Source organism: Acinetobacter sp. NIPH 298 (assembly GCF_000369505.1).
GTDB lineage: Bacteria > Pseudomonadota > Gammaproteobacteria > Pseudomonadales > Moraxellaceae > Acinetobacter.
Map to the genome: position 1 here is coordinate 462,924 of NZ_KB850054.1, position 26,216 is coordinate 489,139.

At 39.7% G+C, this 26,216-nt stretch carries 26 protein-coding genes and 1 pseudogene; 15 read left to right on the forward strand and 12 right to left on the reverse strand.

Annotated features, from left to right (window positions below):
* Positions 1–27: 27 nt before the first annotated feature.
* Genes F903_RS04540 through F903_RS04550 form a run of 3 tightly spaced genes read left to right on the forward strand, consistent with a single transcriptional unit; the run spans position 28 to position 5,369 of the window.
* A complete protein-coding gene (locus F903_RS04540) occupies positions 28–366 on the forward strand; it encodes an EexN family lipoprotein (protein ID WP_005194917.1) in 339 nt (112 codons plus the stop codon).
* Positions 367–420: 54 nt separating this feature from the next.
* Positions 421–5,073 (forward strand): RHS repeat-associated core domain-containing protein, encoded by a 4,653-nt coding sequence (locus tag F903_RS04545; protein WP_005194919.1) that lies wholly within the window; start codon positions 421–423, stop codon positions 5,071–5,073.
* Positions 5,070–5,369, forward strand: a complete 300-nt coding sequence (locus tag F903_RS04550) for a hypothetical protein (RefSeq protein WP_005194921.1) — start codon at positions 5,070–5,072, stop codon at positions 5,367–5,369. Before F903_RS04545 ends, F903_RS04550 begins: the two co-directional genes overlap by 4 nt.
* Before the next feature lie 88 nt (positions 5,370–5,457).
* Here F903_RS04550 and F903_RS04555 read toward each other — a convergent pair.
* Positions 5,458–6,391, reverse strand: a pseudogene (locus F903_RS04555) (IS5 family transposase).
* 190 nt (positions 6,392–6,581) lie between these two features.
* Positions 6,582–8,102 (reverse strand): catalase, encoded by a 1,521-nt coding sequence (locus F903_RS04560; RefSeq protein WP_005194928.1) that lies wholly within the window; start codon positions 8,100–8,102, stop codon positions 6,582–6,584.
* Between the two features lie 545 nt (positions 8,103–8,647).
* Between F903_RS04560 and F903_RS04565 the strand changes: the two genes are divergently transcribed.
* The gene (locus F903_RS04565) at positions 8,648–9,097 is read left to right on the forward strand and encodes a hypothetical protein (RefSeq protein ID WP_005194930.1); all 450 of its coding nucleotides are present in this window, start codon (positions 8,648–8,650) and stop codon (positions 9,095–9,097) included.
* A gap of 80 nt (positions 9,098–9,177) precedes the next feature.
* On the opposite strand, the gene ptsP is transcribed toward F903_RS04565, so the two are convergent.
* The gene (gene ptsP, locus F903_RS04570; RefSeq protein WP_005194937.1) at positions 9,178–11,472 is read right to left on the reverse strand and encodes a phosphoenolpyruvate--protein phosphotransferase; all 2,295 of its coding nucleotides are present in this window, start codon (positions 11,470–11,472) and stop codon (positions 9,178–9,180) included.
* A gap of 92 nt (positions 11,473–11,564) precedes the next feature.
* Positions 11,565–12,041: an RNA pyrophosphohydrolase gene (locus tag F903_RS04575; RefSeq protein ID WP_005194940.1), complete on the reverse strand. Its 477-nt coding sequence runs from the start codon at positions 12,039–12,041 to the stop codon at positions 11,565–11,567.
* A gap of 184 nt (positions 12,042–12,225) precedes the next feature.
* On the opposite strand from F903_RS04575, the gene F903_RS04580 reads away from it, so the two are divergent.
* Complete coding sequence (locus F903_RS04580) at positions 12,226–12,876, forward strand: HAD family hydrolase (RefSeq protein ID WP_005194942.1); 651 nt, start codon at positions 12,226–12,228, stop codon at positions 12,874–12,876.
* Here F903_RS04580 and F903_RS04585 read toward each other — a convergent pair.
* The 3 genes from F903_RS04585 to F903_RS04595 form a co-directional block, all read right to left on the reverse strand.
* Positions 12,873–13,730: a LysR family transcriptional regulator gene (locus F903_RS04585; RefSeq protein WP_005194944.1), complete on the reverse strand. Its 858-nt coding sequence runs from the start codon at positions 13,728–13,730 to the stop codon at positions 12,873–12,875. The two genes, F903_RS04580 and F903_RS04585, sit on opposite strands and share 4 nt — an antisense overlap.
* Before the next feature lie 60 nt (positions 13,731–13,790).
* Positions 13,791–14,000, reverse strand: a complete 210-nt coding sequence (locus tag F903_RS04590) for a DUF2061 domain-containing protein (protein WP_212749344.1) — start codon at positions 13,998–14,000, stop codon at positions 13,791–13,793.
* Between the two features lie 122 nt (positions 14,001–14,122).
* Entirely contained in the window at positions 14,123–14,449 is a 327-nt protein-coding gene (locus F903_RS04595) for a helix-turn-helix domain-containing protein (protein WP_005194951.1), read from the reverse strand.
* Between the two features lie 112 nt (positions 14,450–14,561).
* Between F903_RS04595 and F903_RS04600 the strand changes: the two genes are divergently transcribed.
* The 9 genes from F903_RS04600 to leuB all read left to right on the forward strand — a co-directional run bounded on the left by F903_RS04600 (position 14,562) and on the right by leuB (position 20,935).
* The gene (locus F903_RS04600) at positions 14,562–15,002 is read left to right on the forward strand and encodes a hypothetical protein (RefSeq protein ID WP_034594846.1); all 441 of its coding nucleotides are present in this window, start codon (positions 14,562–14,564) and stop codon (positions 15,000–15,002) included.
* 26 nt (positions 15,003–15,028) lie between these two features.
* The gene (locus F903_RS04605; protein ID WP_005194955.1) at positions 15,029–15,697 is read left to right on the forward strand and encodes a hypothetical protein; all 669 of its coding nucleotides are present in this window, start codon (positions 15,029–15,031) and stop codon (positions 15,695–15,697) included.
* Positions 15,698–15,723: 26 nt separating this feature from the next.
* Positions 15,724–16,095, forward strand: coding sequence for a hypothetical protein (locus F903_RS04610; RefSeq protein ID WP_005194957.1), 372 nt, complete (start codon positions 15,724–15,726; stop codon positions 16,093–16,095).
* A 145-nt stretch (positions 16,096–16,240) separates the two neighbouring features.
* The gene (locus tag F903_RS04615; protein ID WP_005194959.1) at positions 16,241–16,483 is read left to right on the forward strand and encodes a type II toxin-antitoxin system Phd/YefM family antitoxin; all 243 of its coding nucleotides are present in this window, start codon (positions 16,241–16,243) and stop codon (positions 16,481–16,483) included.
* 5 nt (positions 16,484–16,488) lie between these two features.
* Positions 16,489–16,896 carry a type II toxin-antitoxin system tRNA(fMet)-specific endonuclease VapC gene (gene vapC, locus F903_RS04620; RefSeq protein WP_005194960.1) on the forward strand — a complete coding sequence of 136 codons (408 nt, stop codon included), beginning with the start codon at positions 16,489–16,491 and terminating at the stop codon, positions 16,894–16,896.
* A 147-nt stretch (positions 16,897–17,043) separates the two neighbouring features.
* Positions 17,044–18,462, forward strand: a complete 1,419-nt coding sequence (leuC, locus tag F903_RS04625; protein ID WP_005194962.1) for a 3-isopropylmalate dehydratase large subunit — start codon at positions 17,044–17,046, stop codon at positions 18,460–18,462.
* Between the two features lie 12 nt (positions 18,463–18,474).
* Positions 18,475–19,122 carry a 3-isopropylmalate dehydratase small subunit gene (gene leuD, locus F903_RS04630; RefSeq protein ID WP_005194964.1) on the forward strand — a complete coding sequence of 216 codons (648 nt, stop codon included), beginning with the start codon at positions 18,475–18,477 and terminating at the stop codon, positions 19,120–19,122.
* Between the two features lie 114 nt (positions 19,123–19,236).
* Positions 19,237–19,812: a hypothetical protein gene (locus F903_RS04635; protein WP_004668520.1), complete on the forward strand. Its 576-nt coding sequence runs from the start codon at positions 19,237–19,239 to the stop codon at positions 19,810–19,812.
* 43 nt (positions 19,813–19,855) lie between these two features.
* The gene (gene leuB, locus F903_RS04640) at positions 19,856–20,935 is read left to right on the forward strand and encodes a 3-isopropylmalate dehydrogenase (RefSeq protein ID WP_005194966.1); all 1,080 of its coding nucleotides are present in this window, start codon (positions 19,856–19,858) and stop codon (positions 20,933–20,935) included.
* A 57-nt stretch (positions 20,936–20,992) separates the two neighbouring features.
* Here the strand turns inward: leuB and F903_RS04645 are convergent, their stop codons facing one another.
* A complete protein-coding gene (locus tag F903_RS04645; protein ID WP_004668524.1) occupies positions 20,993–21,400 on the reverse strand; it encodes a hypothetical protein in 408 nt (135 codons plus the stop codon).
* A gap of 231 nt (positions 21,401–21,631) precedes the next feature.
* Positions 21,632–21,853 (reverse strand): translation initiation factor IF-1, encoded by a 222-nt coding sequence (infA, locus tag F903_RS04650; RefSeq protein ID WP_001284370.1) that lies wholly within the window; start codon positions 21,851–21,853, stop codon positions 21,632–21,634.
* Positions 21,854–22,082: 229 nt separating this feature from the next.
* Between infA and F903_RS04655 the strand changes: the two genes are divergently transcribed.
* Positions 22,083–23,093 carry an AraC family transcriptional regulator gene (locus F903_RS04655; RefSeq protein ID WP_004668526.1) on the forward strand — a complete coding sequence of 337 codons (1,011 nt, stop codon included), beginning with the start codon at positions 22,083–22,085 and terminating at the stop codon, positions 23,091–23,093.
* Positions 23,094–23,137: 44 nt separating this feature from the next.
* Here F903_RS04655 and truA read toward each other — a convergent pair whose 3' ends face one another.
* From truA to F903_RS04670, 3 genes are all read right to left on the reverse strand, one after another.
* Positions 23,138–23,935: a tRNA pseudouridine(38-40) synthase TruA gene (gene truA / locus F903_RS04660; RefSeq protein ID WP_005194969.1), complete on the reverse strand. Its 798-nt coding sequence runs from the start codon at positions 23,933–23,935 to the stop codon at positions 23,138–23,140.
* 14 nt (positions 23,936–23,949) lie between these two features.
* Entirely contained in the window at positions 23,950–24,915 is a 966-nt protein-coding gene (locus tag F903_RS04665; RefSeq protein WP_005194970.1) for an asparaginase domain-containing protein, read from the reverse strand.
* Between the two features lie 64 nt (positions 24,916–24,979).
* Positions 24,980–26,191: a hypothetical protein gene (locus tag F903_RS04670; protein ID WP_005194971.1), complete on the reverse strand. Its 1,212-nt coding sequence runs from the start codon at positions 26,189–26,191 to the stop codon at positions 24,980–24,982.
* Positions 26,192–26,216 lie beyond the last annotated feature (25 nt).

Genomic DNA, 26,216 nt, shown 5'->3' on the forward strand with positions numbered 1-26,216 from the left:
TAATGAATGGTATATCTTGGAATTGTGATGCATAAATTACGATGGGAGTTATTTTATATAGCTGGAATATCGATCCTACTCGCTGCATGTAGCTCTGACCCAATTATAGGGGTTTTAAATGATGCTGAAGGTGTCCCTAGAAAAGAAAAAGATAGAACAGTAAATTGGTATAAAACGAAACCAGAATTAAGTGAAAACATAAAACAAGCTTGTGATCGTAATACCTCAAAGTATTTTCAAAGAGATGACTGTATAAATGCCAAAAGTGCCTTGAATCTTATGCTTGTCGAATCAAATACAGATCTAAGTAATAATTTGAGGCTGAATGAGGATCGCAAGTACTTAAAAAAACTATCAGATCAATAATATAAATAAATTGAATAATTTCCGTCTTGGATTTGAGATGAAAGAGAAAATACTATGCTAAATATCTTTGAGTCAAAAATTTTTAAATTAAAATCGTTGAATTTCCTATATACAATTTTACTGATTTTAATTTGCTGCTATCAACATAGTTTTGCTGATATGTATACGGTTGACAAAGAGTCAGTTGTCTCATATGACCCGAACGTTAAATCATGTACAGCAGGTTATAATCTCCTCTCAGGTCAAATTAATTACAGAAAAAGCCTGATTTCAGGCGCTCTTCCATATAGTCTCTCGTATCGTAAAGCAACTAGACATCAAACTATAGATCAGGAAAATGCAATTGGTGCAGATTCGTGGTCAGATAACTATGATGGTTTTGTGAATGTATATTACGGCACGTATAGAACAGCCAGAAATAATTTGATTCCTGTGACGAACTATGTGATTAAATTGCCGAATGATCGTCATCGCTATTATTTTAAAAATGCCCCAACGAATTTTGTAGATTATGGTTTTCCTGAACCTTGGGTGCAAGAGAAAAATCGTGCTTTATATCGGCTCTATACTTCATCTGAACCGACCGCATCAAGTTTACCAGGTGATGGGACATCTGGTGGTTATGCTTCTGAAAATTTTGGAGAGATTAGATTTACAATTGAGTCTAATTCAATGACGGTGATTCGTGCGGGTGTTATATACAGCGCAACAGTATCGAAGTCAGTGAATAATGAACTTATGTTTAGGTTTAATAAAATTACTTATCCTGATGGGCGTGTCGTAAACCTGAGCTATGATAGTAATCTCAATTTAACAATCGTGACAGACAATAAAAATAACAGATTAAATTTGACTCGTAATGGATCTTTGGTTTCATCTGTTTCATATACCAGTGGTGTACAAGCTGATACCCAACAGTATGATTTAACTTATTCTTCTGTTATGGCAGGTTCAACAAATTATACACAATTGATTCAGGTCAAGAATGTAAAAAATGGTCAAGAAGAAAATTATACCTATAGCTCAGCTCTATCATTATCTCACTATGAAGCGGCACTGAACAATAATGTTGTGAATCCAGAAATGGTTGCTCAACGTCCTGTTTTACAAACTGTTGTAGATAACCTGAGTCAAGTGAGACAAACCTGGCAAGTTGAATATCCGAGTACAACTATTACTACAAGTGGAAGTTTCAAATATATTTCGACAGTGAAAATTATTTTGCGATCTTACTTAGGGGGAAGTGTAGGGAGTACTGCAGCGGATACGACGACAACTTATGAAGACACTTATAATAGCAGCAGAATTTCAATGATTTTCTCTCCAAATGGGAGCCAGTTAGCAAGTACTATTATCAATACAGCACATCCTGACTCTGTAAAGACTAATATAGACGTGTCTGGTTTTCCATGTTTGACAACTGGTGATAATCGACCAATTAAATCCATAGTTTATGCACCTGCGGATATTCATCCCACACAGATAACCGATCAAAATGGTAATACGACTACTTATGCTTTTGATGCCTTGAATCGTATTTTAGAAGTGGTTGAGGCATCGGGGACAAGTATTAGTCGCAAGACAACATATGTATATGGCGTCTTGTCTAATGGAGCAACTAACTTATTTAATATACCTACCATGATTCGGACAGCAAGTACCACAACAACCAACGTGATCAATAATAAAGGGCAAATTGTTAAACAAAGCCTATCTTCTAATCAAATAGGAAGTACAACGAAAGTTACAACTTATACTTATTACTCAGATACATCGAAGCCAAATAATGGCTTGCTCAGTAGTGAAGATGGCCCTCGGTCAGGTACAGTCGATAAAATGGATTTTAGTTATGACAATTATGGTAATTTGGCAACAGTTTCAAGCATTGTAAATGGTGTAACAAGAACTGAGCAATATATTGGGTATAACTCGTTTGGGCAGCCTGAACGAATTGTTTACCCAAATGGTATGGTTGAAAAATACGACTACAATCTCGATGGTAGCTTGAGTAGAGTTGTTCTAGGAAGTGGTTCCACTACAGGAACCATCACAGGTAAAACTGTTTCGTATGATTATGATGCACTCGGGCAACTAACAAGCACTGTAAATGAGGATGGTGAAAAGACAAGTTTTTATTACGATAATTTAGGTCGGAGTATTAAAAAAATTTATTCTGATGGAAGTGTTAATACAAAAAGCTATTTTAATAATAACATTATCAGCTCTGATGAGTTAAAAGATAGTTCAGCAACTATAGTTTATAAAGGGCTATATCAAACGCTTGATTTAAATGGGCGAATTGCTAAGGTTCAGATTGGAATAGATTCGACATCAAACTGGAAAAACCTGATCTATGATGCAAATGGTAATTTGATTCAAACGACAACCGCACAAGGAATCACTGAAAGTTGGGCGTATGATGCATTGAATAGAGGCATTAGCTATACTGATGGTACAGGTAATACAGCTACTAAAACTTACGATGCCCTAGATAATACGATGACAGTTTTGGATGCTCTGAGTTCAGGGACAAACTCATATAGCTATCGTAATGGTAATGTGCTGACGCAAGAGACGAATAGTGATTATGGTACAAAAAGCTACACGTATAATGAAGCTGATCAATTGACTCAGAGCTTATATGGTAGTCGTAAATGTGGTTTTTCGAATATTGATGAAATAGGACGAAATAGAAATATTCAGTGCCAAAATAGTAGCTCCAGCACACCAGATATGCTTAGTTATGATGACACTTATACATTTGACTCAAGTCGTTATGGTCGACTGGATAAGATTGTTTCCAATAAGATTTATGGTGTAAATAGTAATTACGCATATGATCTTTATGATCGTGTGATTAGTAAGACCCAATCTAATAAAGCTTTAACTGCTTTTGGGGCAAGCAGTAACACTTTATCGACTGCATATACATGGAGTATGGGTAATAAGCTCACAGGTTTGACATTACCTTCAGGACGTAAACTTACCTACAACTATGACATGATATTAAAAGGTCAAATCACAGGTTTGACTTTAGATGGTGCTGCTATACTTAGCAATATAGGTTATGACGCTAGCGGTCAAATGACTGGATGGACATGGGGCAGTAATGCCGGAAGTTATACATGGACATATCACACGGCGAAAAATGGTATTGTTAAGCAAATTTTAAATAAGAATAGTGGTGGAGTAACTACCTATAGTTTGAATTATGGATTTGACAGAGATGGAAGAATTACTAGTGTTAGTCGAAATAATAACTTGAATGATGGTTTTAGCTACGATCAGCAAGGGCGTTTGCTCACAGAAAGTCGAAGTAATGGTACGAGTCCTATTTATGCAATTAACTATGACTATGATAAAAATGGTAATCGTTTAAGTTTAAGAGCTACTGGCAATCACTTACAGCCCTCTGCAACTGTAGATTATGCCTATACCGGTAACAAACTCACCTCGCTGAAAAAAAATGGTATGGCTCAGTCAATTAATTACACTGAAAATGCAGAGTTATATATTGGTTCAGTCGTGCCGAGTTATGATTATGCTGGGCGTCGTCGAGGTGAGGGTACATCTACAACCATTAACCGTTATATGAGTTATAACGCTAACAATGAGCGAACACTAACGAGTCTTGCAAATGCAAGGATAAATTCAGCCATTCAATTCGTTTATGATGAAAAAAGCCGTTTACTTGGTGAATACACTGCGTCAGGTGCCCCAGTCGTAGAATATATTTGGTTAGGCGATAAACCTATTGCTGCGGTTTATGGCAGCGGAGTAAATACCAAGATTTACTATATTGTCACAGATGCTCAAAATACTCCTAGACGTTTAGTTGATAGTTCAACCCAAGCCATCGTATGGGGTTGGGACTCAACAGCCTTTGGTTTAGGGCAACCACAAGGAAATATTGTATTTAACTTGCGTTTTTCTGGACAGTATTATGATGCTACTATTGGTCAATTTTACAATCATAATCGCTATTACAATCCTGAACTCGGCAGATATATGGAGCCTGACCCAATTGGGTTAGAGGGTGGTCTAAATCCATATGCTTATGCAGGAAGTAATCCTGTTATGAATGTTGACCCGAGTGGGTTAATATTTAGACCATCAGAAACAGTTGTGTCAGATTCAGGAAGTAATGATTATTATGTGATTCGTGCTTGGGAAGATAGTGTTGGTTCCATGCCGATATATCGAGACTGGTCATTATCATTAGATAGAGTGGCATCTGATCAAATAGAGCAAATGAATACAGTGAATTTATGGGCTGGTACTAGACAAACAGGAGTTACTTTATCCGTTAATTTAGCTCTCGGATTGGGTGTTGGTGGAAATATAAGTTTTGGTATAGCAAGTGATGATTCTGGTAATTTTTCTTTTTATGGTGGAGCTGGTTCAGGTGCAGTAACTGGCACATCAGGGGCATCTATAGCTGTAAATAACAATTTTTCAAATGCTAAAAGTGTACAAGATTTAAGTGGGTGGGGGTACAGTACATCAATTGGAGGCGGTTTGGGGCCTCATGCTACCATTGATTATTTCACTGGTAAATCTAGTCATGGAACTGTATTTGGTGGTGGTGCAAGTATTGGAGCGGGGGTCGGAGTGGGAGCATCAATCAATAGGGGCTATACATATATTTCCCCATCTATAAACATAAATAAACCTGCAATCTCTAACTCTCCTGGGAGAAGAAAATGATCAAGAAAAATTTTTTATGGACTGGTATAGTAAGTTTTTTGATATTTTTAAACTTATTAATAAGTTTATCATATTTGACAACGTCATATAGAGAGACCAGTTTAAAGAATCCAAGTGATTTGCATTCTGTTCCATTGAATGATCATGGAGATATTGTTTATATTACGGAAAGGCAAAATAGAAATATTAATATTATATTTATATTTATATTTATATTTTTTGTTTTAGGAGTTTTCTGTGTTTGTAAAGCAGGGATTCCTTTTAACTCAAGAGTTGGATTAGATATTAAGAAATAATAATTGATATTTTCTTAATTTTTTTGATACTTGAGACGGCTTTGTTGCACAAAGATTTAAAAATAGAACTACTCTAAGCGACTCAAATCTAAGTGACAACTTCGGTATGAGGCCGACCTAATTCAGTAAATTTATTGAGTACTGCTACACGTGGGTGAATCTCGTTCACTTGGCTTTGAAAATTCCTAGCATTGAGTTTATCTCCTAATAATTTGATGCAATGCTTCTTGGTTTCTACCAAAATTCGGAGGTGATACCCAGACCATTTTTTCCAAATAGTTCTTCCTAGGTGCTTGACCGTTTTCAGTAATTCATTTCTCTCTAAAGATCTCAGCTTCCTACCTTTCCAACGCTTCGCATTTTTTCTCGGCGGAATCACCGCATGCGCTTGTCGATCTGCAATGACCTGAGGGCATCGTTTTGTGTCATAGGCTCCATCTGTATACACTGAATCTATACGCTCCTCCAGTGGAATTTGATCAAGTAAAATCATCAAGTACCTGTGAATCACTGACATTGTTCGTCGTGAGCTGAACTGCACGTATTTGCAGGGTTTTGGCATCTATACCGATGTGGAGTTTACGCCATTGGCGACGATATTCAGGCTGGTGTTTCTTCCTTTTCCATTCACCTTCACCTAAAAACTTCAAGCCAGTAGAGTCCACAAGCAGGTAAAGTTCATCACTATTTTTGTGATAGCTAATTGCAATATCAATATGCTTTTGTCTTCTACACAGCGTGGAATAATCTGGTGCCGTCCAATCTAATCCACAGAGTTTAATGAGGCTTTGAACAAAGCCTGTGGTCATTCGTAAAGTTAAAGGAAATAGGACTTTGATCATTAAGCAACACTGGATGGCTGCGTCAGAATAAGTTTGACTTCGACCTTGTTTACCATTTGCTTGCGCATACCACTGAGTCTTGGGATCAAACCAAATGGTGAGGTTTCCACGATTGATCAAAGCTCGGTTGTAAGAAGACCAATTCGTTGTACGATATATTTTGGAAGCAGGCTTATTCATCTAGGAATTATATTGCTGAATAAGCCCTGAGAGATAGGTTTGTGAAACAAAGCCCCTTTTACCTGAAAAGAGACAAAGGTAGTGTCCTAGAGTCGTCAAAATGAAACCTCAGAAATATCCAAGAAAATACCAGTCAATTTCTTAACTGACTGGCATTAATTCGAGGATGGCTTTTTTTGTACTTCAAAAATTAAAGAAAGCTTGGTAAATGTCTCGCTGGATCGGTTGCACGTGCGGCTTGAGCATCGGCCACCGTTAAACCTAATGCTTGTGCGACGCCTTCACCATAAGCGGGATGACATGCATAGCAGTTACGAATATGGCGATATTTAATAAAGTCTAGTGCATCACCCATCGCGCCTGCGGTATTGTTAAACAATGCCTGTTGTTGCTCAGGTGTCATCAGTTCAAACAGCGCACGAGGTTGGCTAAAGTAGTCATTATCGTCTTCACGGAAATCCCAAAAATCAGCATCGCCATTGATTTTCAATGGTGGCTCTTTGTACTGCGCTTGCTCTTGCCATTGACCAAAACTATTTGGTTCGTAGTGTGGTAAAGCACCGTAATTAGCATCGGTACGCCCTTGACCATCACGGTGATTACTGTGAACAGGGCAGCGCGCCGCGTTGACTGGAATTTGTTGATAATTCACACCTAAACGATAACGTTGGGCATCAGCATAGTTGAATAGACGTGCTTGCAGCATTTTGTCTGGTGAAACGCTAATGCCAGGAACGAGGTTGCTCGGTGCAAAGGCGGATTGTTCAACATCCAAGAAAAAGTTTTCTGAATTACGATTTAACTCAAACTCCCCAACTTCGATTAGTGGGTAGTCACCATGAGGCCAAACTTTGGTTAAATCAAATGGATGGTAGGGAACTTTTTCAGCATCTTGTTCAGGCATGATTTGTACACACAACGTCCATTTTGGATAGTCTCCACGTTCTATCGCATCAAATAAATCACGTTGATGGCTTTCACGATCTTGACCAACCAATTCACCTGCTTCTGCATCAGTGAGGTTTTTGATGCCTTGTTGTGTTCTAAAGTGGAATTTTACCCAGTAACGCTCATTGGCTGCGTTAATAAAACTATAGGTGTGGCTACTAAAGCCATGCATATGACGATAGCTGGCAGGAATTCCTCGGTCTGACATTACGATGGTCACTTGATGCAGTGCTTCTGGCAGTAAAGTCCAAAAATCCCAGTTATTGGTTGCGCTACGAAGATTGGTTTTAGGGTCGCGTTTCACTGCTTTATTTAAATCTGGGAATTTACGTGGGTCACGTAAAAAGAACACAGGTGTGTTATTCCCGACCATATCCCAGTTGCCTTCTTCAGTATAAAACTTAAGGGCAAAACCGCGAATATCACGTTCAGCATCAGCGGCACCACGCTCACCAGCAACGGTGGTAAAACGGGCGAACATTTCAGTTTTTTTACCGATTTCACTAAAAATTTTAGCGCGAGTGTATTGGGTAATATCGTGGGTGACTGTAAATGTACCAAATGCACCTGAACCTTTGGCATGCATACGACGCTCAGGAATCACTTCACGCACAAAATTGGCAAGTTTTTCATTTAGCCACAAATCTTGGGCAAGGAGTGGTCCTCGCGCGCCCGCAGTTAAACTATTTTGGTTGTCAACGACGGGCGCACCAAAGTCTGTTGTAAGTTGGCTATAAGGACATTTTTTGTCATCTTGGCTCATGTTTCTTCTCCATCAGGGTGATCTGCATGAAATCAGCCTGACTATTAGACCGTTATGAAAGTTGGACCGTTACAGCCTAATCATGGCTCGATTGGGTATCGTGATAGATGCCTAAATGATATTTACCATGATTAGGTGTAGCCTTTGTACTTTTTACTCTAGGTGGATAAAACTCTTTTCTCCAATGGATTAAAGTTGATGTCTTAAATGCTTTATTCGATTGAAGCTGTTTAAATCTTAAACTTTAACTTAACTTGTGTTGATATATGAATTGTTAAGGAAGTTAAAAAATATTTAAAAAATAGATGTTTATTCTATATTTTTCTGAGATGGTAGCGGTCAGAATGAAAAGTTGCTTAGAGGAAGATGGCATGAATATATTTAGACGTTATAGCGCAAATACATGTTGGTGTTGTGTAAATAAGGTGATTTCGCAAATTCAATTGATATGGAATTTCTAAGCTTAAATGCTAGAAATATGTAAGTGAAAATGAATTGATTTTATTTCATGGTATTTTTGAGTTTAACTGTTTTGGGATAGAAAAATGAAAAAAATTACTTATGGTTTAGGTTTGTCACTGACTCTTCTGACGGGTTGTAGCTCAGTTGCTCACAATAGTGGCCTGAAAACCACTCAATCAAACACAGTAACGGTCGAATTTGTTGGGAATGCCACCTATAGCGTGCCGCAACAGCAAGGTACAGTCAGTTTATATGCTTTGGAAACAGGTTTGGCCGATGCGCCTGCGACCTTAATTCAACAAAAGCAAGTGCAGGTTTCTCAAGTTCCGTTTACTGTGAATTTTACAGTGCCAGCAGATCATAAAAAGCTGATTCAACCGACGGTCCGCGGGGACGCTGAGATTACTTATTACGTGACATGGGAGTCGGCTACTCAGAATTTGACAGGAAAAGATGCGATTGTGATTGACTACGACCGAAAATTCCCTCGTGTTAAATTGGGAAGCGGCAAGCAACAGATTTATTTAAAATAATAATATCTAACAAGAAAGGGTGACGCTCAGAAGAGGATCACCCTTTTTTTATTAGTGTTGATACGCTCGATTTCTCTGTTCTAGGCGTTGACCAAACGATTTGATTTAACCATATCCGCTAAACCATGTGTTCTAAAATAATGCTCTAGCCAGCTCTTAATCAGCAATGGATTATTCATACGCAAAACTTCATCTAATAGCCGTTTTGCATCACTCATTGGAATATGACAAATCGCCTTTCGGACCCTTAAAATATTACTTGAGCTCATAGAAAGGGTATCGAAGCCCATTGCCATCAACAGAATCGCGGACAACGGATCACCTGCCATTTCCCCACAAATACTGATCGGTTTTTGATACTTATGGCAATCTTGTACCAGTTGTCGCAGTGCGCGTAAAACCGAGGGATGTAGATGTGAGTAGACATTGGCCACATGCGGGTTATTACGATCGACAGCCAATAAATATTGCGTTAAATCATTTGAACCCACAGAAAAGAAATCAACCAGTTCCGAAAACTCATCAATTTGAAACAGCACGCTTGGCACTTCAACCATAATGCCGAGTTTGGGTTTGGTGATTTTGACTTGTTCTTCTTCTTGAACTGCAATCCAGTCACGCTCAAATAAGTACAACACTTCTTCCACTTCACTGACACTGGTCACCATTGGCAGTAAGATATGAAGGTTGTTTAAACCAATACTGGCTTTTAGCATCGCACGGATTTGTGCAGAAAAAATCTCAGGATGATCCAGCGTAAAGCGCAAGCCACGCCAGCCCAATGCAGAGTTCTCTTCTTCAATACTAAAATACGGCAGATCTTTATCCGCACCAATATCCAGTGTTCGCATAATCACAGGCTTATTGGCGAAATGACTGAGTTGTTGGCGGTAAATCGCACGTTGTTCTTCTTCACCGGGGAAGCGTTCACGCAGCATAAATGGAATTTCACTACGATATAGCCCGACACCTTTGGCACCGCGTTGTACCCCACGGACCACATCAATCATTAAACCAGTATTGACAAATAAAGGGATTGCGACGCCATCGGGTGTGATCGCATCTTTGGTCTCATACTGCTTTAAATCTTTGGCAATTTGTTCTTCTTCTTTTTGGACTTCTTTATAACGTTGGCGTAATCGACGTGGTGGATTGACGAAGATCCGTCCTTGATAGGCATCGACAATCATCTCAATATCATCAAGCGTAGTAATCGGTAACTCGGTTACACCCACAACCGTTGGAATCCCGAGTGCACGTGCCACAATCACCATATGTGAATTGGCTGCACCTTCGGAGGTCACAATCGCTGCAATATTATCAACAGGAAGTTCAACGAGCGCGGCGGTACTGATTTCTTCACCGATAAGGATGCTATCAGGGCTAAGCTCACGATGACTGGTATCATTTTCCTGCAAGCAAGCGAGAATTCGACGACCTAAGTCTTTAAGGTCAGAAACTCGTTCTCGTAGGTAGTCATCTTCCATTTGTGCAAAGAGGGCAATGTGTTTATCAATCACCTTCCGCACCGCACCTTGTGCCCAACTGCCTGAGCGAATGTGGTCTTTAATTTCACTTGGCAGTGCATTTTCATCCAACATCCGTAAGAACACGCTAAATAAAGCACGCTCTTCCGACATGAGGGAATCTTGCATTTTTTCATCTAAGGACTGAATTTCTATACGAACTGAAGCAATCGCTTGATCGAGTAATGCTAATTCATCGCTAATGTCTTCAGCTTCGCGATCTGGAATCACGGCTAAATCAGCAGGGGGGTAGAGTACAATCGCACGGCCTAAGGCGATGCCACCCGCACCAGACACACCCTGAAAGGTTTTATAGGTAGAGCCGCCATTGGGTTTGCGGAAAACGTCAATATTCCCTACGGCATGGGCATGCGCGATCACACCAGATAGTTGTGCACATAGCGTGACCAGAAAGGATTCAGCCGCTTCACTAAAGTCTTGTGATTCCTTATTTTGAACCACTAAAACACCCATAACCTTACGGCGATACATCACAGGTACGCCAAGGAATGAGTTAAATAATTCTTCACCTGTTTCAGGCAAATAAGCAAAGCGTTCATGTTTCGGCGCATTGTCTAAGTTGACAATTTCTTCGCGTTGACCGACTAAACCGACCAAACCAGTACCGACACTTAAAGAGACTTGTCCAACGGATTCAGGGTTTAAACCTTTTGAGGCCATCAACACATAACGACGATTACGCTCATCTAAGAGATATATAGAGCATACATCCACGTGCATCGCTTCAGCCACATGATTGACCATAATGTCCAAAGAGTCATGCAAACTGACGGACGCATTGATTTCTTGCACAATGCGTCTGAGGGTGTCGAGTTGCATGTTTGACATGGATGTTTACTCCAATTTATAAATCGTTATATGCCTATTTATAACAGCTCTCTTGTTGAAAATCATTGCTTAAAATGATGATTCTATAACAATTAACGCTGAGGTAATTGTATGCACAATTCCATCATGGCTTTACGGTAAACATCACGTTTGAAGTTGACCACTTGACCCAATGGATACCAGTAACTCACCCATTGCCATTCATCGAACTCGGGTGGGTCTGATAGGTTTAACTGAATATGATGGGGCGAAGCCGTTAATTTCAGTAAAAACCACTTTTGCTTTTGTCCAATACATATCGGATCTGAATCTGACCGAATGTACCGATGTGGCAAACGATAACGCAGCCAACCTTTAGTTTGCGCTATAATTTGGACGTGTTCGGGCAATAAACCGACTTCTTCTCTCAGTTCACGAAAAAGTGCCTGCTCAGGGGTTTCTCCAAACTGGATACCTCCTTGTGGAAATTGCCAAGCATTGTGACCAATGCGTTTTGCCCATAAGACGTGTCCGTCATCGTTTGCCAAAATGATCCCGACGTTGGGTCGGAAACCTTCTGAGTCGATCATTTGGCTACCTAAATTTTGTCTATATCGTTGACTTTGATATCGGGGACAGTCACGCTTGCACGTCCAACTCGAAAAAGATCAAAGTAAAATGTTTAAAATTGCTATGATCTTAACGAATTTTTAGTGACTTACGGAAATAGATTTACGTTTTTTTTCTTTAATTTGCATTTAAATGAGCATTTATATGAAATTGGCTTTGTTTGATTTAGATCACACCCTGTTAAATACCGATTCTGACCATTCGTGGGGTGAATTTTTGGTCAATGAAGCTTTGGTTGATCCAGTTCATCATCGTCAAATGAATGACAAGTTTTATGAAGACTATAAAGCAGGGCAACTTGATCCGATTGCTTATAATGAATTTGTTTTTGAGTTTTTGACCAAACATGACAATGAGTATTTAACGGAACTTCATCAGTTGTTTATGCAAAAAGTGATTCGTCCACAAATGCGCCCTAAAGGTTTTGAGGCAATTCAACGACATCAAGCGTTGGGGCATGCGATTGTTGGGATTACTGCGACCAGTGATTTTATTACTGCACCGATTTTCCGTGAATTTGGCATTACTGAAATTATTGCCACCAATGCTGAAGTGATTGCAGACAAATACACGGGTAAAGTAACAGGTGTGCCATGCTATCAAAAAGGTAAGTTGGTGCGCTTGGATCAATGGTTGGCAGGCCGTGAAGTTGATGAATCTTGGGCTTATTCGGATTCGATTAATGACCGGTTCTTATTGGAATATGCAACCCATGCCATTGCGGTGAACCCCGATGACCGCTTAGAAACACTCGCTCAAGATCAAGCATGGGAAATCCAAGACTGGTCGATTTAGGTCATCATATTAATCAACTCTTCAGCAGCTTTAGACTGAATGCGGGCAGGGTGCCACACCATGCCCAATTTGCGCTGCATATCTAGATTCAAATCTAATTGTTGTAAATCATGATTGAGCAATGTCTTTGGTAACACTGACCAACCTAAGCCAATCGAAACCAACATTCTGATGGATTCTAACGGGTTATTGCTCATGCTAATTTTCGGTTTTAAGCCTTTTTTCTCAAATTCAGCAAGTGTGATTTGACTGGTATAAGTGTGTGCTGCTGGAAGTAAGCTTGGGTAGGCAATAAGGTCTTCGAGCTTCAGGTTTTGTTGTTGTGCTAAAGGGTGAAAGGGCGACGCAACAAAAACCAAAGGATCATTCCAAATCGTCACATAACGCAGACGATCATCTCCAATTGGCGGCAAGGTCAAAAATGCAAGCTCTAACTCTCCAGCGAGTACGTGCTCATGCGCTTGTTCAGAATCGACAAAATGAACATCTAAAGTGACTTTCGGAAAATGTTGCACAAAGTTTTTGAGTGGTTCTGCTAGATGATGCAAGCCGATGTGATGGCTGGTTCCGATTTTTAAGCGACCTTGTACCTGCGCTTGCTCATGGCTTAAGGTGTGGTGAATTTCGCCAAGTTCGTTGAGCCAACCCCTTACTTTAGGCAACAGTGAGTGTGCAGCATAGGTGGGTTGTATACCCCGTCCTGCGGATTCAAATAGCTTGACATCAAAATACTGTTCTAAGCTATGAATCCGTTTGGTGACCGCAGGTTGAGTTATAAATAATTGTTCTGCCGCGATAGAAATAGAACCTGTTTCCATCACTTTTACAAATGCTTCAAATGCAGCAAGGTTCATAGGGATGTATCCAAGAACATTTTAAAAATTTAACCAAGAGCTTGATTTACTTTATGTCATTTAACCAAAACGACTCCACACTTTTTCATGGAAGAAAAAAGCAAATGCCTGTACGGTGGGTTCAAGTAAGCTCAAGGTTGCGGACACGAGTAAGTTTCCTGTAATCGCATAGGCGACTAGCATAGCAACACTAATATGTAAGATGTAGTAACTCAAGGTCTTTTTGAGCGTCCGTTGATTGTTTATCACGAATTGTTGAATATTCGCCATTGTAAGCACCATCGTAAAAACTTAATTATTTAAATGATAATCATTATTGTTTGTAAAGTAAAAAAGAAATTTTGATTTATGGTGATTGGATTTATTGATCAGTTAGTGGAGTCAGAGAGATTTTAAGGAAGCTTCGCAGAAAGTTGCTGAATAAAATTTAAGACTTGTTCTTTTTGTTCTAGCGTCAGTAGATGGAATTGTAGAATCATTTCAGCAAGTTGATCCTCTTCTGCATAAAAATAAGCAGTTGGTAAATTCAGAGTTTGGGCAATCTTAGACACCATCAAAAAATCAGGAACATGTTTACCTCGTTCGTATTGATTCATGCGTGCGCTGGCTGATGCTTCGTCAATTCCTGCCAAAATGACTAAACGTTCTTGGGAAAGTTTGTGTGCTTTCCGAGCAAGACGCAGGCGTAATGCAAATACATTAGATGTATGAGGCTGCATAATTTTTTGCAATCAATGAAAACTAAGATTTTCTTAGTTTTCGTATTGAACTTTTACTAAGGGAGTCTTAGTATTGTTTTGCAACTTAAAAATAATACGGAAAGGTATGTATATGGTGAGAAAATTATTCTATTCTATTTTTTTACTTGGGCTGTTGAATAACTCGACTTATGCAGAAACTTGTTCAATCCTTATGATCTATGATGATAAAATTCAAACAATTATAGATAACAATTCATTTGAGTTTAAAGGTTATGATCGAGTTTGTCGGCAACTCAAACAAGCCAATGCTGGAATTAATATAACGACTGGTTCAGCAATCAATGAGAGACAAACAACAGCCGTTGCCGTGATTCGTTTGCAAGATACGAAATTGCCGATTCCAGGTGGTAATACTCGATCTTCAATGTGGTCAAGTCCACTAAGAACGACCAAAAATCAAGATGCACTTATATGGAGTGCAATCAATGAAGCGACATCTGCGATAAATCAAAGTGATATTGATGGCTTAAATGAAAACCGTAAAAAATTGGGTTTTAAGACCTATCCTTAAATCATAAGTGTTGAGTTGAGAAAAACATGAATATTAAGATTTTCATTGTGCTTTGCGTGAGCAGTGGCGTGTTATGGGGTTGCTCAAAGGAAACTGCTGCACAAAATAATATCGTATCATCTGCAACAAAAGAAACAGTGACTACGAATAAAGAAAGCCCGATGCCACCAAAAGAAATGCTTGCTCCAGAAGATAACCCAAATTTGAAAGGTACACCTGTATTGGGCTTTAAACTTAGGGATTCCACTTTTGAGTCAGTGAAGAAAAGGCTGAGTCATTATCAGGTGGGAGGGGAGTCGTATGCAGGTGGCGGGATTCTTGCTAACGATGGTTCAGGTTTTGATATTGATGGTTTGATGGGAACACAATTTGGCTTTGATCAAGATCAAAAATTGGCTTATGCCAGTATGGTGATCAAAGAAGTCGATCATATGAATCACACGACCTATAAAAAAGTAGTGAACTATGTTCAAGAGAATGATTACAAAGTGATTGATAAACAAGATCCATTTGTTGGGAATCGTAGTACGACATTTAAAACGCCAAACCAAGAGTTTGTGGTGGTCAGCGCACCACATATGGGCGGTTTTAAAGTCGAAGTTGAATATTTTACCGATGATTTTGAGCAAAAAAGAAGAGATTACCAATCACAGCAACGAGCAGCTCAAGCGAAATCAGAATCTGCTAATTTTTAATTTAATATTCGGTTTATAGGTTAAATATGAAAACTATTTCTTATGGGGTTATCAGTTTTTTATTCTTGTTTTTTATTATTTTTGTGGTTGCTTACAGCCAAAATTTTAATGTGTTGTTGGATATTTTCTTTACACAATTTGCGAGTATTTTTGTTGCCTTTTTTATCGCTATTCTCGGTGTAATGAAAGGCATAAAAATTTATCAAGCAACATTCATGCTATTCATCGCTCAAATAGGTTCTTTGCTTGGGTGGATATTTACCATGATTATTCTGAGTAGTTTGCAAGTGTCTATTTACAGTACAACAGCTTTGATTTTTGATCTTATGCTGGGTGCTGTTATTGCAATCACTATTTGTTTTTTTATGCTTGAAAAGTTTTTAAATACAGAACAATGAAAAAAATGATGGTTTTAGAATCGTCCGTACACGGTTAAACGATTTGGCTTGATTTAGAAAACACAGCGCAATGTCAGATTGTTTTTTATACGTATTGAGCCTACAATCAGACTATTATGGTCAGATCGGTTTAAAGGAGTATCTGATGGAAATGGTGAAAATTACCGATGCAAAATCTCATTTTTCAGCGTTATTGCAACGTGTTGAAAGTGGAGAAGAAATTGCGATTGCGCGTAGAGGAAAAATTATTGCTCGTTTAGTTCCAGAAAAAAAATCAAATATGAGTGCTGCTGATGCTTTACAACAAGCATGGCACTTGGGTGGTTTACAGCTAGATTCAATATCTGATGTGGAATTGTCACCATTGGATCAAATAAGTTTGGATTAAATCTTATGCGTTATTTATTGGATACCAATATTTGGATTGCCATGAGTAAAAATGTACCTCACTTATATGATTGGTTAAGTCGTTGTCCTGCAAGTGATATTGTGTTGTCTTCGGTGGTGTTGGCTGAAATTGAATACGGTATCGCCAAAAGCCAAAAACGTGAATATAACCGACAAGTCTTTGACAGTATCATCCAATCATTTCAGATTGTTGAATTTGATACTTTGGCTGCAAAGCAATATGGGTTAATTCGTGCAGATTTGGAGCAGCGCGGGCAAATTATTGGTCCAAACGATATGATGATAGCTGCTCAAGCATTGTCATTAAATCTTGATTTAATTACAGATAATGAAAAGGAGTTTTGTAGGGTTCAACAACTGCGCGTTATGAATTGGTTGCGAAAATCGCCTTAATTTGAATGAATGACAGAAAAACCAACTCATTCCAAAAAGTTTGTTAATTTATAAAAATGATAAATTAGATTTATGTAAAACGATTGTTATAATCAGTCTAAGATTAAATTACCCAGTCCTATGACAAGCACGATGGAGAGCGACGACATGGCAGGCAAAACATTGTATGACAAATTATGGGATGACCATTTAGTAACGCAACGTGATGATGGTTCATGCTTAATTTATATTGATCGTCACTTATTGCATGAAGTCACTAGTCCTCAAGCATTTGAGGGTTTACAGCTTGCTGGGCGTAAACCATGGCGTTTAAGTGCCAATGTCGCAACACCTGACCACAACGTTCCAACCTCTAAAAAAGAGCGTGAACAGGGGATTGCAGGAATTGAGGACGAAACCTCTCGTATCCAAGTGCAAACCTTAGACGATAACTGTAAAACATTTAATATCGTTGAATTTGGGATTAATGACATTCGCCAAGGGATTGCGCATGTTGTAGGCCCAGAGCAAGGTTTAACTTTACCGGGTATGACCGTGGTTTGTGGTGACTCGCATACGGCAACGCATGGTGCTTTTGGTTGTTTGGCACATGGGATTGGGACATCAGAAGTTGAACATGTATTGGCAACACAATGCTTAGTACAGAAAAAATCTAAAAATATGTTAGTCCGTGTGGATGGTGTATTGGGCAAAGGCGTGACATCGAAAGATGTGGTTTTGGCCATCATCGGCAAGATTGGTACGGCTGGTGGTACGGGTTATGCAATCGAGTTTGGCGGACAAGTGTTCCGTGATATGTCGATTGAAGGCCGTATGACCGTGTGCAATATGGCAATCGAAGCGGGTGCCCGTGTGGGTATGGTTGCAGTTGATGACAAGACTATTGCCTACGTGAAGGATCGTAACTATGCACCGAAAGCTGAGCAGTGGGATCAAGCAGTCGCCTATTGGAACACCTTACATTCTGATGAAGATGCAGTATTTGACGCTGTCGTTGTATTGGATGGCGCAGAGATCGAGCCGCAAGTGTCTTGGGGAACCTCTCCAGAAATGGTGATTCCAGTTACGCAAGCAGTACCGACTTTAGAGCAAGCCAAAGATGATGTACAACGTAATGATTGGACACGCGCTTATCAATATATGGGCTTAAATGCAGGTCAGGCTTTGTCTGATATCCAATTGGATCGTGTCTTTATTGGTTCATGTACTAACTCTCGTATTGAAGATATTCGTGCCGCTGCCGAAGTCGTGAAAGGTCGTAAAGTCGCTTCAAGTATCAAACAAGCGATGATTGTTCCGGGTTCTGGTTTGGTAAAACAGCAGGCAGAGCAAGAAGGTTTGGATCAAATTTTCTTGGAAGCAGGTTTTGAATGGCGTGAACCGGGTTGCTCAATGTGTTTGGCAATGAATGCGGATAAGTTACAACCAGGTGAGCATTGTGCATCAACCTCAAATCGTAATTTTGAAGGTCGTCAGGGCAATGGTGGGCGTACCCATTTAGTCAGTCCCGCGATGGCAGCTGCGGCAGCGATTGCAGGTCATTTCGTTGATGTTCGTTCATTCTAAAGGAGCAAAATCATGGAAAAATATACTGTAGAGCAAGGTATTGTTGCACCTTTAGATCGTGCCAATGTGGATACTGATTTAATTATTCCGAAACAGTTTTTAAAATCAATCAAGCGCACTGGCTTCGGCGATAATTTATTTGATGAATTACGTTATTTAGATGAAGGTTATTTAGGTCAGGACATTAGTAAACGTCCTAAAGACCCTGATTTTGTCTTGAATCAGCCTCGTTATCAAGGTTCAACGATTTTATTGGCACGTACTAACTTCGGTTGTGGTTCAAGCCGCGAACATGCACCTTGGGCATTAAATGAATATGGTTTTCGTACCGTGATTGCGCCAAGCTTTGCAGATATTTTCTTTAATAACTGTTTTAAAAATGGCATGTTGCCTGTGATCTTGTCTGAAGAGATTGTAGATCAGTTATTTAAAGAATGTGCTGAAGAAGGTTATCAATTGACCATTGATTTGGAAGCACAACAAGTACGTACGCCAACAGGTGAAGCCTTCAATTTTGAAATTGATCCATTCCGCAAACATTGTTTGCTGAATGGTTTAGATGACATTGGTTTAACTTTACAAGTTGCTGATGAGATTCGAGATTTTGAAGCGAAAGCCAAACAAGTGCGTCCTTGGGTATTTGATGAAATCAAAGCCTAATTGTTTGAATACAATTTGAACATAATCATGGCATAGCGATACAACTCTTGTTAACATGCAAACAAAGATTAATTTGCTTGCATGTTGATATGACATGAGGACTGGGCCCGAACAATGAGAAGGATATTAGCACGCAATATTTTGCTGTGTTTATGTGTTGGTACGACTTTAACTGCCTGTCAGAATACACAAAATGTGGTTGATCAAGTTCGTATTGCTCAAAATACTTTAGAGCAGAGAGCGAATAACGCAACTTTATATTGTTCAGGCGTAGAAAATTGTGAATTTGCACGTATCGATGATACTGAGGTGATTAATGCGACCTCGCATCGCATCAGTCGAGAGGCGATGGAGCGAGGCATTGTGAGACTACAAGGTTCGGTTTTTAGTCGAAAACAACAAGTCTATCTGAGTGTTCCTGCCAAAGAATATGAAGTCGTGATTCGCTTTTATCCAATCTCTTTAGATCGTGCGGAGACTTTTCATGTCATTCATGAATTCAAGCCTTATTTAAACTATACCTTTAAAATGTATAGAGATAGGCCATCTGGTTCGGGGAGTTTATTAAATGTCTCTGCACCTGACCCGCTATGTGTTGATTTGCAGCAGGAACAACGCACGATTCGCCGTTTTTGCCGATCTTATGATGTCCGTAAAGGCTTAGGCGAGTTTGTTGAAAGAAGAGTTTAATTGGCTTGCAGTGTAAACTGCTTATATCAAACTGGAAAAATAGATGTCTAAACATATTTTAATTTTAGCGGGTGATGGTATTGGCCCTGAAATCGTGGGCGCTGCTGAAAAAGTTTTAACCAAGGTCAATCATAAATTTAATCTAGGTTTGACATGGGAACATGGTTTGCTCGGTGGTTCAGCAATTGATGCACATGGCGAACCCTATCCAGCTGTGACCAGTGAACAAGCCAAAAAATCAGATGCAATTTTATTAGGTGCTGTAGGTGGTCCTAAATGGGACAGCATCGAACGTTCGATTCGTCCTGAACGTGGTTTACTCAAAATCCGCAGTGAGCTGAATTTATTTGCCAACTTACGTCCAGCGATTCTGTACCCACAATTGGCTGACGCTTCAAGCTTAAAACCAGAAATTGTTGCAGGTTTAGATATTCTGATTGTGCGTGAGCTGACAGGTGGTATTTATTTCGGTCAGCCACGTGGTATCCGTGAACTCGAAAACGGTGAAAAACAAGGCTACAACACTGATGTTTATTCCGAAAGCGAAATCAAGCGTATTGCTAAAGTCGCGTTTGAGCTGGCTGGCTTACGTGGTGGTAAAGTGTGTTCGGTCGATAAAGCCAATGTGCTTGAAGTGACTGAGTTGTGGAAGCAAACAGTAACCGATTTACAGCAAGCGCAATATTCAAATATTCAGTTATCGCACATGTATGTCGATAATGCTGCGATGCAATTGGTCCGTGCACCTAAACAGTTTGATGTGATTGTCACAGGCAATTTATTTGGCGATATTTTGTCGGATGAAGCCGCAATGTTGACGGGCTCAATCGGTATGTTGCCTTCAGCATCATTGGATGAAAAGGGCAAAGGCATGTATGAACCATGTCATGGTTCTGCACCAGATATTGCAGGTCAAAATGTCGCGAATCCACTTGCCACTGTGCTTTCGGTTGCAATGATGTTGCGCTACACCTTCCGTGAAGAAGCAGCAGCCAAAGCGATTGAAGATGCTGTAGGTCAAGTATTGGATCAAGGTTTACGTACCGCGGATATTATGTCTGAAGGCATGACCAAAGTGGGTACAGATGCGATGGGTGAAGCGGTTGTTTCAGCACTGAGCTAGAGTCTATATTGAAAAAACGCAGCTAAAAAGGCTGCGTTTTTTATTTGGTATATTGATTTAGCACGCTTTGCCTTCATAGCGAATTGAACGCGCAATCTGTTGCTGATCAAGCTCAAAAATAATATGGCAATAAAAGTTAACATCGTAGGATTGTTGACCCGTTTGAACCGCACCTATACGTGCAGAACTCCCCATGCCTGAACCAGATTCACCAAATGATTGTGGCATCGGCACTGGAATGTTGATTGGACGCAGTACGGTGAAAATCAAAGAACGATCAGTTTTTTTAGGTTGTTTTAATGTTTGAAAGCCTAAATCGTTCAAATTGAGCTTGTGTTGAATGTCATCGGCTGACTGCCCAATATAAGGCTGTAAGTAATCTTGCAGTTGAACAGATTGCCATCCCGGTGTTGCGCAACCTTGTAATAGTAATGCGAAGAAAATAATAAAAAATTTATAATGCATTGTGACTATTTCCTTATTTTTGGAATAAATAATTTTTATATTTTTGAGCAGCGAGCGTGAGAGACGTATTTAAATCTATCCGTTCCGGAGACGATATTATATTACAGCAATAATTACATATCGCTGTAAATGACTTAAACATTTAAGTCAATGTTAGACCGTTAAATAGAGCATTCGCTTATCGCTTGTAAAAAAAGCCACGAGATGTGGCTTTTTTGCATTCACTAATTCTTAGCGCGCACGATAAGTGATACGACCCTTTGTCAAATCATAAGGTGTCATTTCAACTTTTACACTGTCACCTGTCAAAATACGGATATAGTGTTTACGCATTTTACCAGAAATGTGAGCAATAACTTCGTGACCGTTTTCTAAACGTACACGGAACATCGTATTAGGAAGCGTTTCGGTGACAACGCCTTCGAACTCAATGAGTTCCTCTTTATTGGCCATAGCCTACCTGAGATCAAATTGGAAAGGCGCAAATTATAGTCAATTTATTTAAAATTTACAAGATATAAGCTAAGCAAGGCTGTCAGATATTAATCAAAAGAACTGTCAGACAATTTATAAATTTTTTTTAACAAAAGAAGCAGAATAGTGTTGTCAGTTTGGTCAATCAACGTTAATCTAAAATTATTGTTCATTGTCACAATAAAGTATCTACAGGGAAGGGCACTGCGTGGGTCAGTTAACAGATGCATCGGTTGTATTGCGCTTTGGTTATCAGGCAATTCGTAAAGCAGGATTACCAACCGAAGAGATTTTAACAAAGGCAGGGGTTGCACTCAATCAAGTTGATACCAATGCGAGAACGCCATTAAGTGCACAGCATGCATTTTGGATTGCTGCTCGGGATGTGAGTAATGATCAAGATATCGGGCTGCATTTAGGGGAATATTTACCGCTATATCGTGGTCAAGTGATTGAGCATTTATTTATCAGTAGTGAAACCTTTGGTGAGGGCTTAAAGCGAGCACTGGCTTACCAACGTCTGATTAGTGATGCTTTTGATGCGAAACTTATTGTTGAAGATGGACGCTGTTATTTAAGTAACGGTGAACAATTATGGCCTGACCAATTTGTTAATCGTCATTTTTCTGAATGTGTGTTTTCTGGTATTTTACGTTTCTTTAAGTTTATTACTGAAGGTCAATTTCAGCCAATCTATATTGATTTTAATTTCAGTGAAGGGGCTGAGGATGACGAATATTTTAGAGTATTTGGCTGCCCCGTTAGCTTAGGACAAAAAGAGACCCGACTTTATTTTGATGCTGCGGTGTTAGATTATCCTTTGTGGCAAGCTGAACCAGAGCTACTACAATTGCATGAACAGCTTGCCATTGAAAAATTACAAGAGCTTGCACGCTATGATCTCGTTGGTGAAGTTCGTCGTGCGATTGGTTCGACCTTGGAAAGCGGGGAGACCACATTGGAAACTGTTGCAGCGCAACTCAATATTACACCGCGCCGCCTAAGAACACAGCTCAGTGAAGCAAATACCAGTTTTCAGCAAATTCTTTCAGATTATCGCTGTCGTCTAGCGAAAAAATTACTCGCAAATACCACTGAAAGTGTTGAGCGTATTGTGTATTTAACAGGTTTCTCTGAACCAAGTACTTTCTATCGTGCATTTAAACGTTGGACCAACGAAACCCCAGTGGAATATCGTAAACGTAAACAGCGCCAGTGATTTAAACTGATTCAACGAAGCCTTATCAAAAAGATAAGGCTTTTTTATTCAGCCAAGTTTAACCATTGCGGCCCTAATGGCGGCTGCGGTAAATCAAAGTGCTCTGGATAATACGCCTGAATAAAATATAGCCCATCCGCTGGTGCTGTTACACCTGCCGCCTTGCGATCTTCAGCAGCAAACATAGTGTCAATATGTTCAATCTCATAGAGCCCTTGTCCGATTTCAAGCAAACATCCCATAATATTTCGGACCATATGATGTAAAAAACCATCGGCTTGAATATCGAGGACGAGATAGCGACCATGTTCAAACAGACGACAATGTTTGACATGACGCACGGGTTGATTGGACTGACATGCAGCGGCGCGGAAAGATTCAAAATTATGAGTGCCTTCAAACTTTGCTGCGGCAGCGATCATTTTTTTCACATCTAAGTTTTGATAGAGATGAGTGACTTGTTTTTGTAGTAGCGCAGGTCGCATTGGAGCGTTATAAACAACATAGCGATAACGTCGCGCAATTGCTTTAAAACGTGCATGGAAATTTTCATCCATACATTTGATCCATTGAATCGAAATATCTTTAGGAAGTTGACTATTTGCACCCATGATCCAACCACGTTCAGGGCGGATGGCTTCAGTATCAAAGTGCGCCACCATATTGGTGGCATGTACGCCTGCATCGGTACGTCCTGCACCATGTAAAATAATGGTTTCGTTGGCGACTTTGCTGAGGACTTTTTCAATGGTTTCTTGAACACTTGCAATGCCCGCTTGTTGGGTTTGCCAACCACGGTATTGAGTACCGCAAAATTCAATACCGATTGCATAACGTTGCATGTCTTAACCTCAGATTAGTGTTGCTGCCAATGTTCAAACCATTGATCATGGGTCGGGTATTTTAAATACATTTGCAGCACTTTTGCATATAAATCAGCATGGCAGTGACAGTCATTGATCAAAACTTTAGCTGATTTAATCCAAGCACTCACCGCATAGCGCTGATCAAGCTGTCCAAAGGTCACTTGAGTGCTGATAATTGAAAGACATTGCTTGTGATACAGAGCATCAAATAACGCTAAAATCTCATCATTCACTGCGATATTGCCAGTGCCGAATCCTTGTAACACGAGGAAATTTGGTGGTGCAGCCAAGATATTATTTAACTGCGATAACAGTTGCTCTTTGCCAATCGGTTGTAGCATAAGATTGAGCATACTGAGTTGTGTGGCTTGTTCAATATGTTCATTTTGAACAATAAAATAATCAGCCGTCGTTTTACAGGTTTGATTTGCATCTTTACCTGCAAAAGCATCAAGTTCAGTAGTGTGAACCTTTAATGTCGTTTGTGCGTGGAAAACTTGCTGATGGAATGTCAGATAAACCCCAGCAGGCCGTTGTATGACTTGCTCAAGTGCAAGAGATAAGTTGCTCAATGCATCTGTGAACTCTCTGGTATCATTGCCTTCAATATTGAGTAAGGGGTATTGGCTGCCCGTAATAATCGCGTGGCAAGAATGCCCCAAAAAGCGTGCAAGCGTTGCTGCCGCATAGCTTAAAGTATCAGTGCCATGAATAATCACGAAATGCTGATAATTTTTGAGTTGTAACTGTTGAATTTGTTGTACTAACTGCAACCAATCAGTCGCTGTACATGCGCTACTATCTTGAATACTGGGTGCGGCAAAACACTCTACATCTAAGTGAGGTGGAATCACTTTTTTGAGTGCTGGTAAAAAATTTTGTTCTGGCATTGGCATCAGTGGTTCACCCACACAGCCAAAAGTTCCACCCATATAAATTAAAGCGATCTTTTGCATAATAAAAAGTTTTTCATCATAAAAAAAGCAGTCATAGAGACTGCTTATATTAGACCGATACGTCTCAAGACGCTATTTTATTGAGTAATTTTTCTGAACGTTGTTGTTGTTCTTGGTTGAGTTGAAGCTGATGGTTTTGTAATAGTTCACGGGCAGATGTATAAGCACCAAGCTCAATATATTGTTCAGCTAGATCTAAGTTAAGTTCAACTTCATCTAACTGTTGTAAATCTGAGAATGATTGAGCTAAAGGATCGTTGAGTTCTACAGTTGGTGTTTGTGGAATCGGCTCAGCGACTTCTAGGCTTGGTTCAGTAGCTGTGGTAGGTTGTGTAAGGTCAAAAGAAAACTCAGTTTTTTCAGTCGCTGCTTGTTTTTCACTATGATGTTGTGGTTGATCAATATTGAAATCTAAGCCAGGCGTTTCGGTGATATTGTCAGTCTTGATTTCACTTTGGCTAGATGTTGCATCTAAATTAGAGAAATTAAAATCTAATTCAGGCTTTGCGTCATTGCCCGATAATGCTTCAGTCGCAGGTGCTGAGTCGGATGAAAAGTCTAAAGCAGGTTGCTGTTGTAGCTCCGTTGTCGGTTTGACGGTTTCTTTCTGTTCAAAGGAAAAGTCGAAATCTAAAGCTTGAACCTGTGCCGCTGCTTCGGCAGGTTTCTCTTGCTCAGCAGGAGCAGTATATTCAGATTGTATATCCTCAAAAGTCGGTTTGGCCGATGTTTGGACTAATGCATCAAAGTCGGCCGTTTTATTTTGAGCTTCAACTTCTGCAATACGTGATGATTGTGTTGGTTGCGAGTTGAAGCCAATACTATCAAATGATTGAGAGTTCTTTATACGCTCTTGGTTCTTTGCTTCAGCCGCCCGTGCAATATCCTCTAATTTTAATGCGTGTACATGCTTAATCAGTTGATCAATCGCAAAGTCATCTTTTTGCGCTAAATGGATATCAAGTAAAAATAGATAAAGCTCATGTTGGGAGTTATCTTGTTTTAAAGCTTGATTGATTTGTGCTTCGGCAGATTGATAGTTACCGCTTTGAATTTGTTGCGTAAGTTTTTGACGCAAGCTTTCTGAAATTGCAGTCGTTGCTGGAGGGGCAGACTCTCGTTCGTCACGTGCGAGTGCTGTGCGCGTCGCCGCTTTCTTTGCTGTCTTGCTGGCACTTTTCTTGGATGCCGCATGATTTTGAGTGTTCTCACGTTTCTTTAAAACGATCGCAACGACCAATACGATGACGAGCAATACAATTATTATCGTTGACATGATCCATACCCCTTAAAAAATAGAA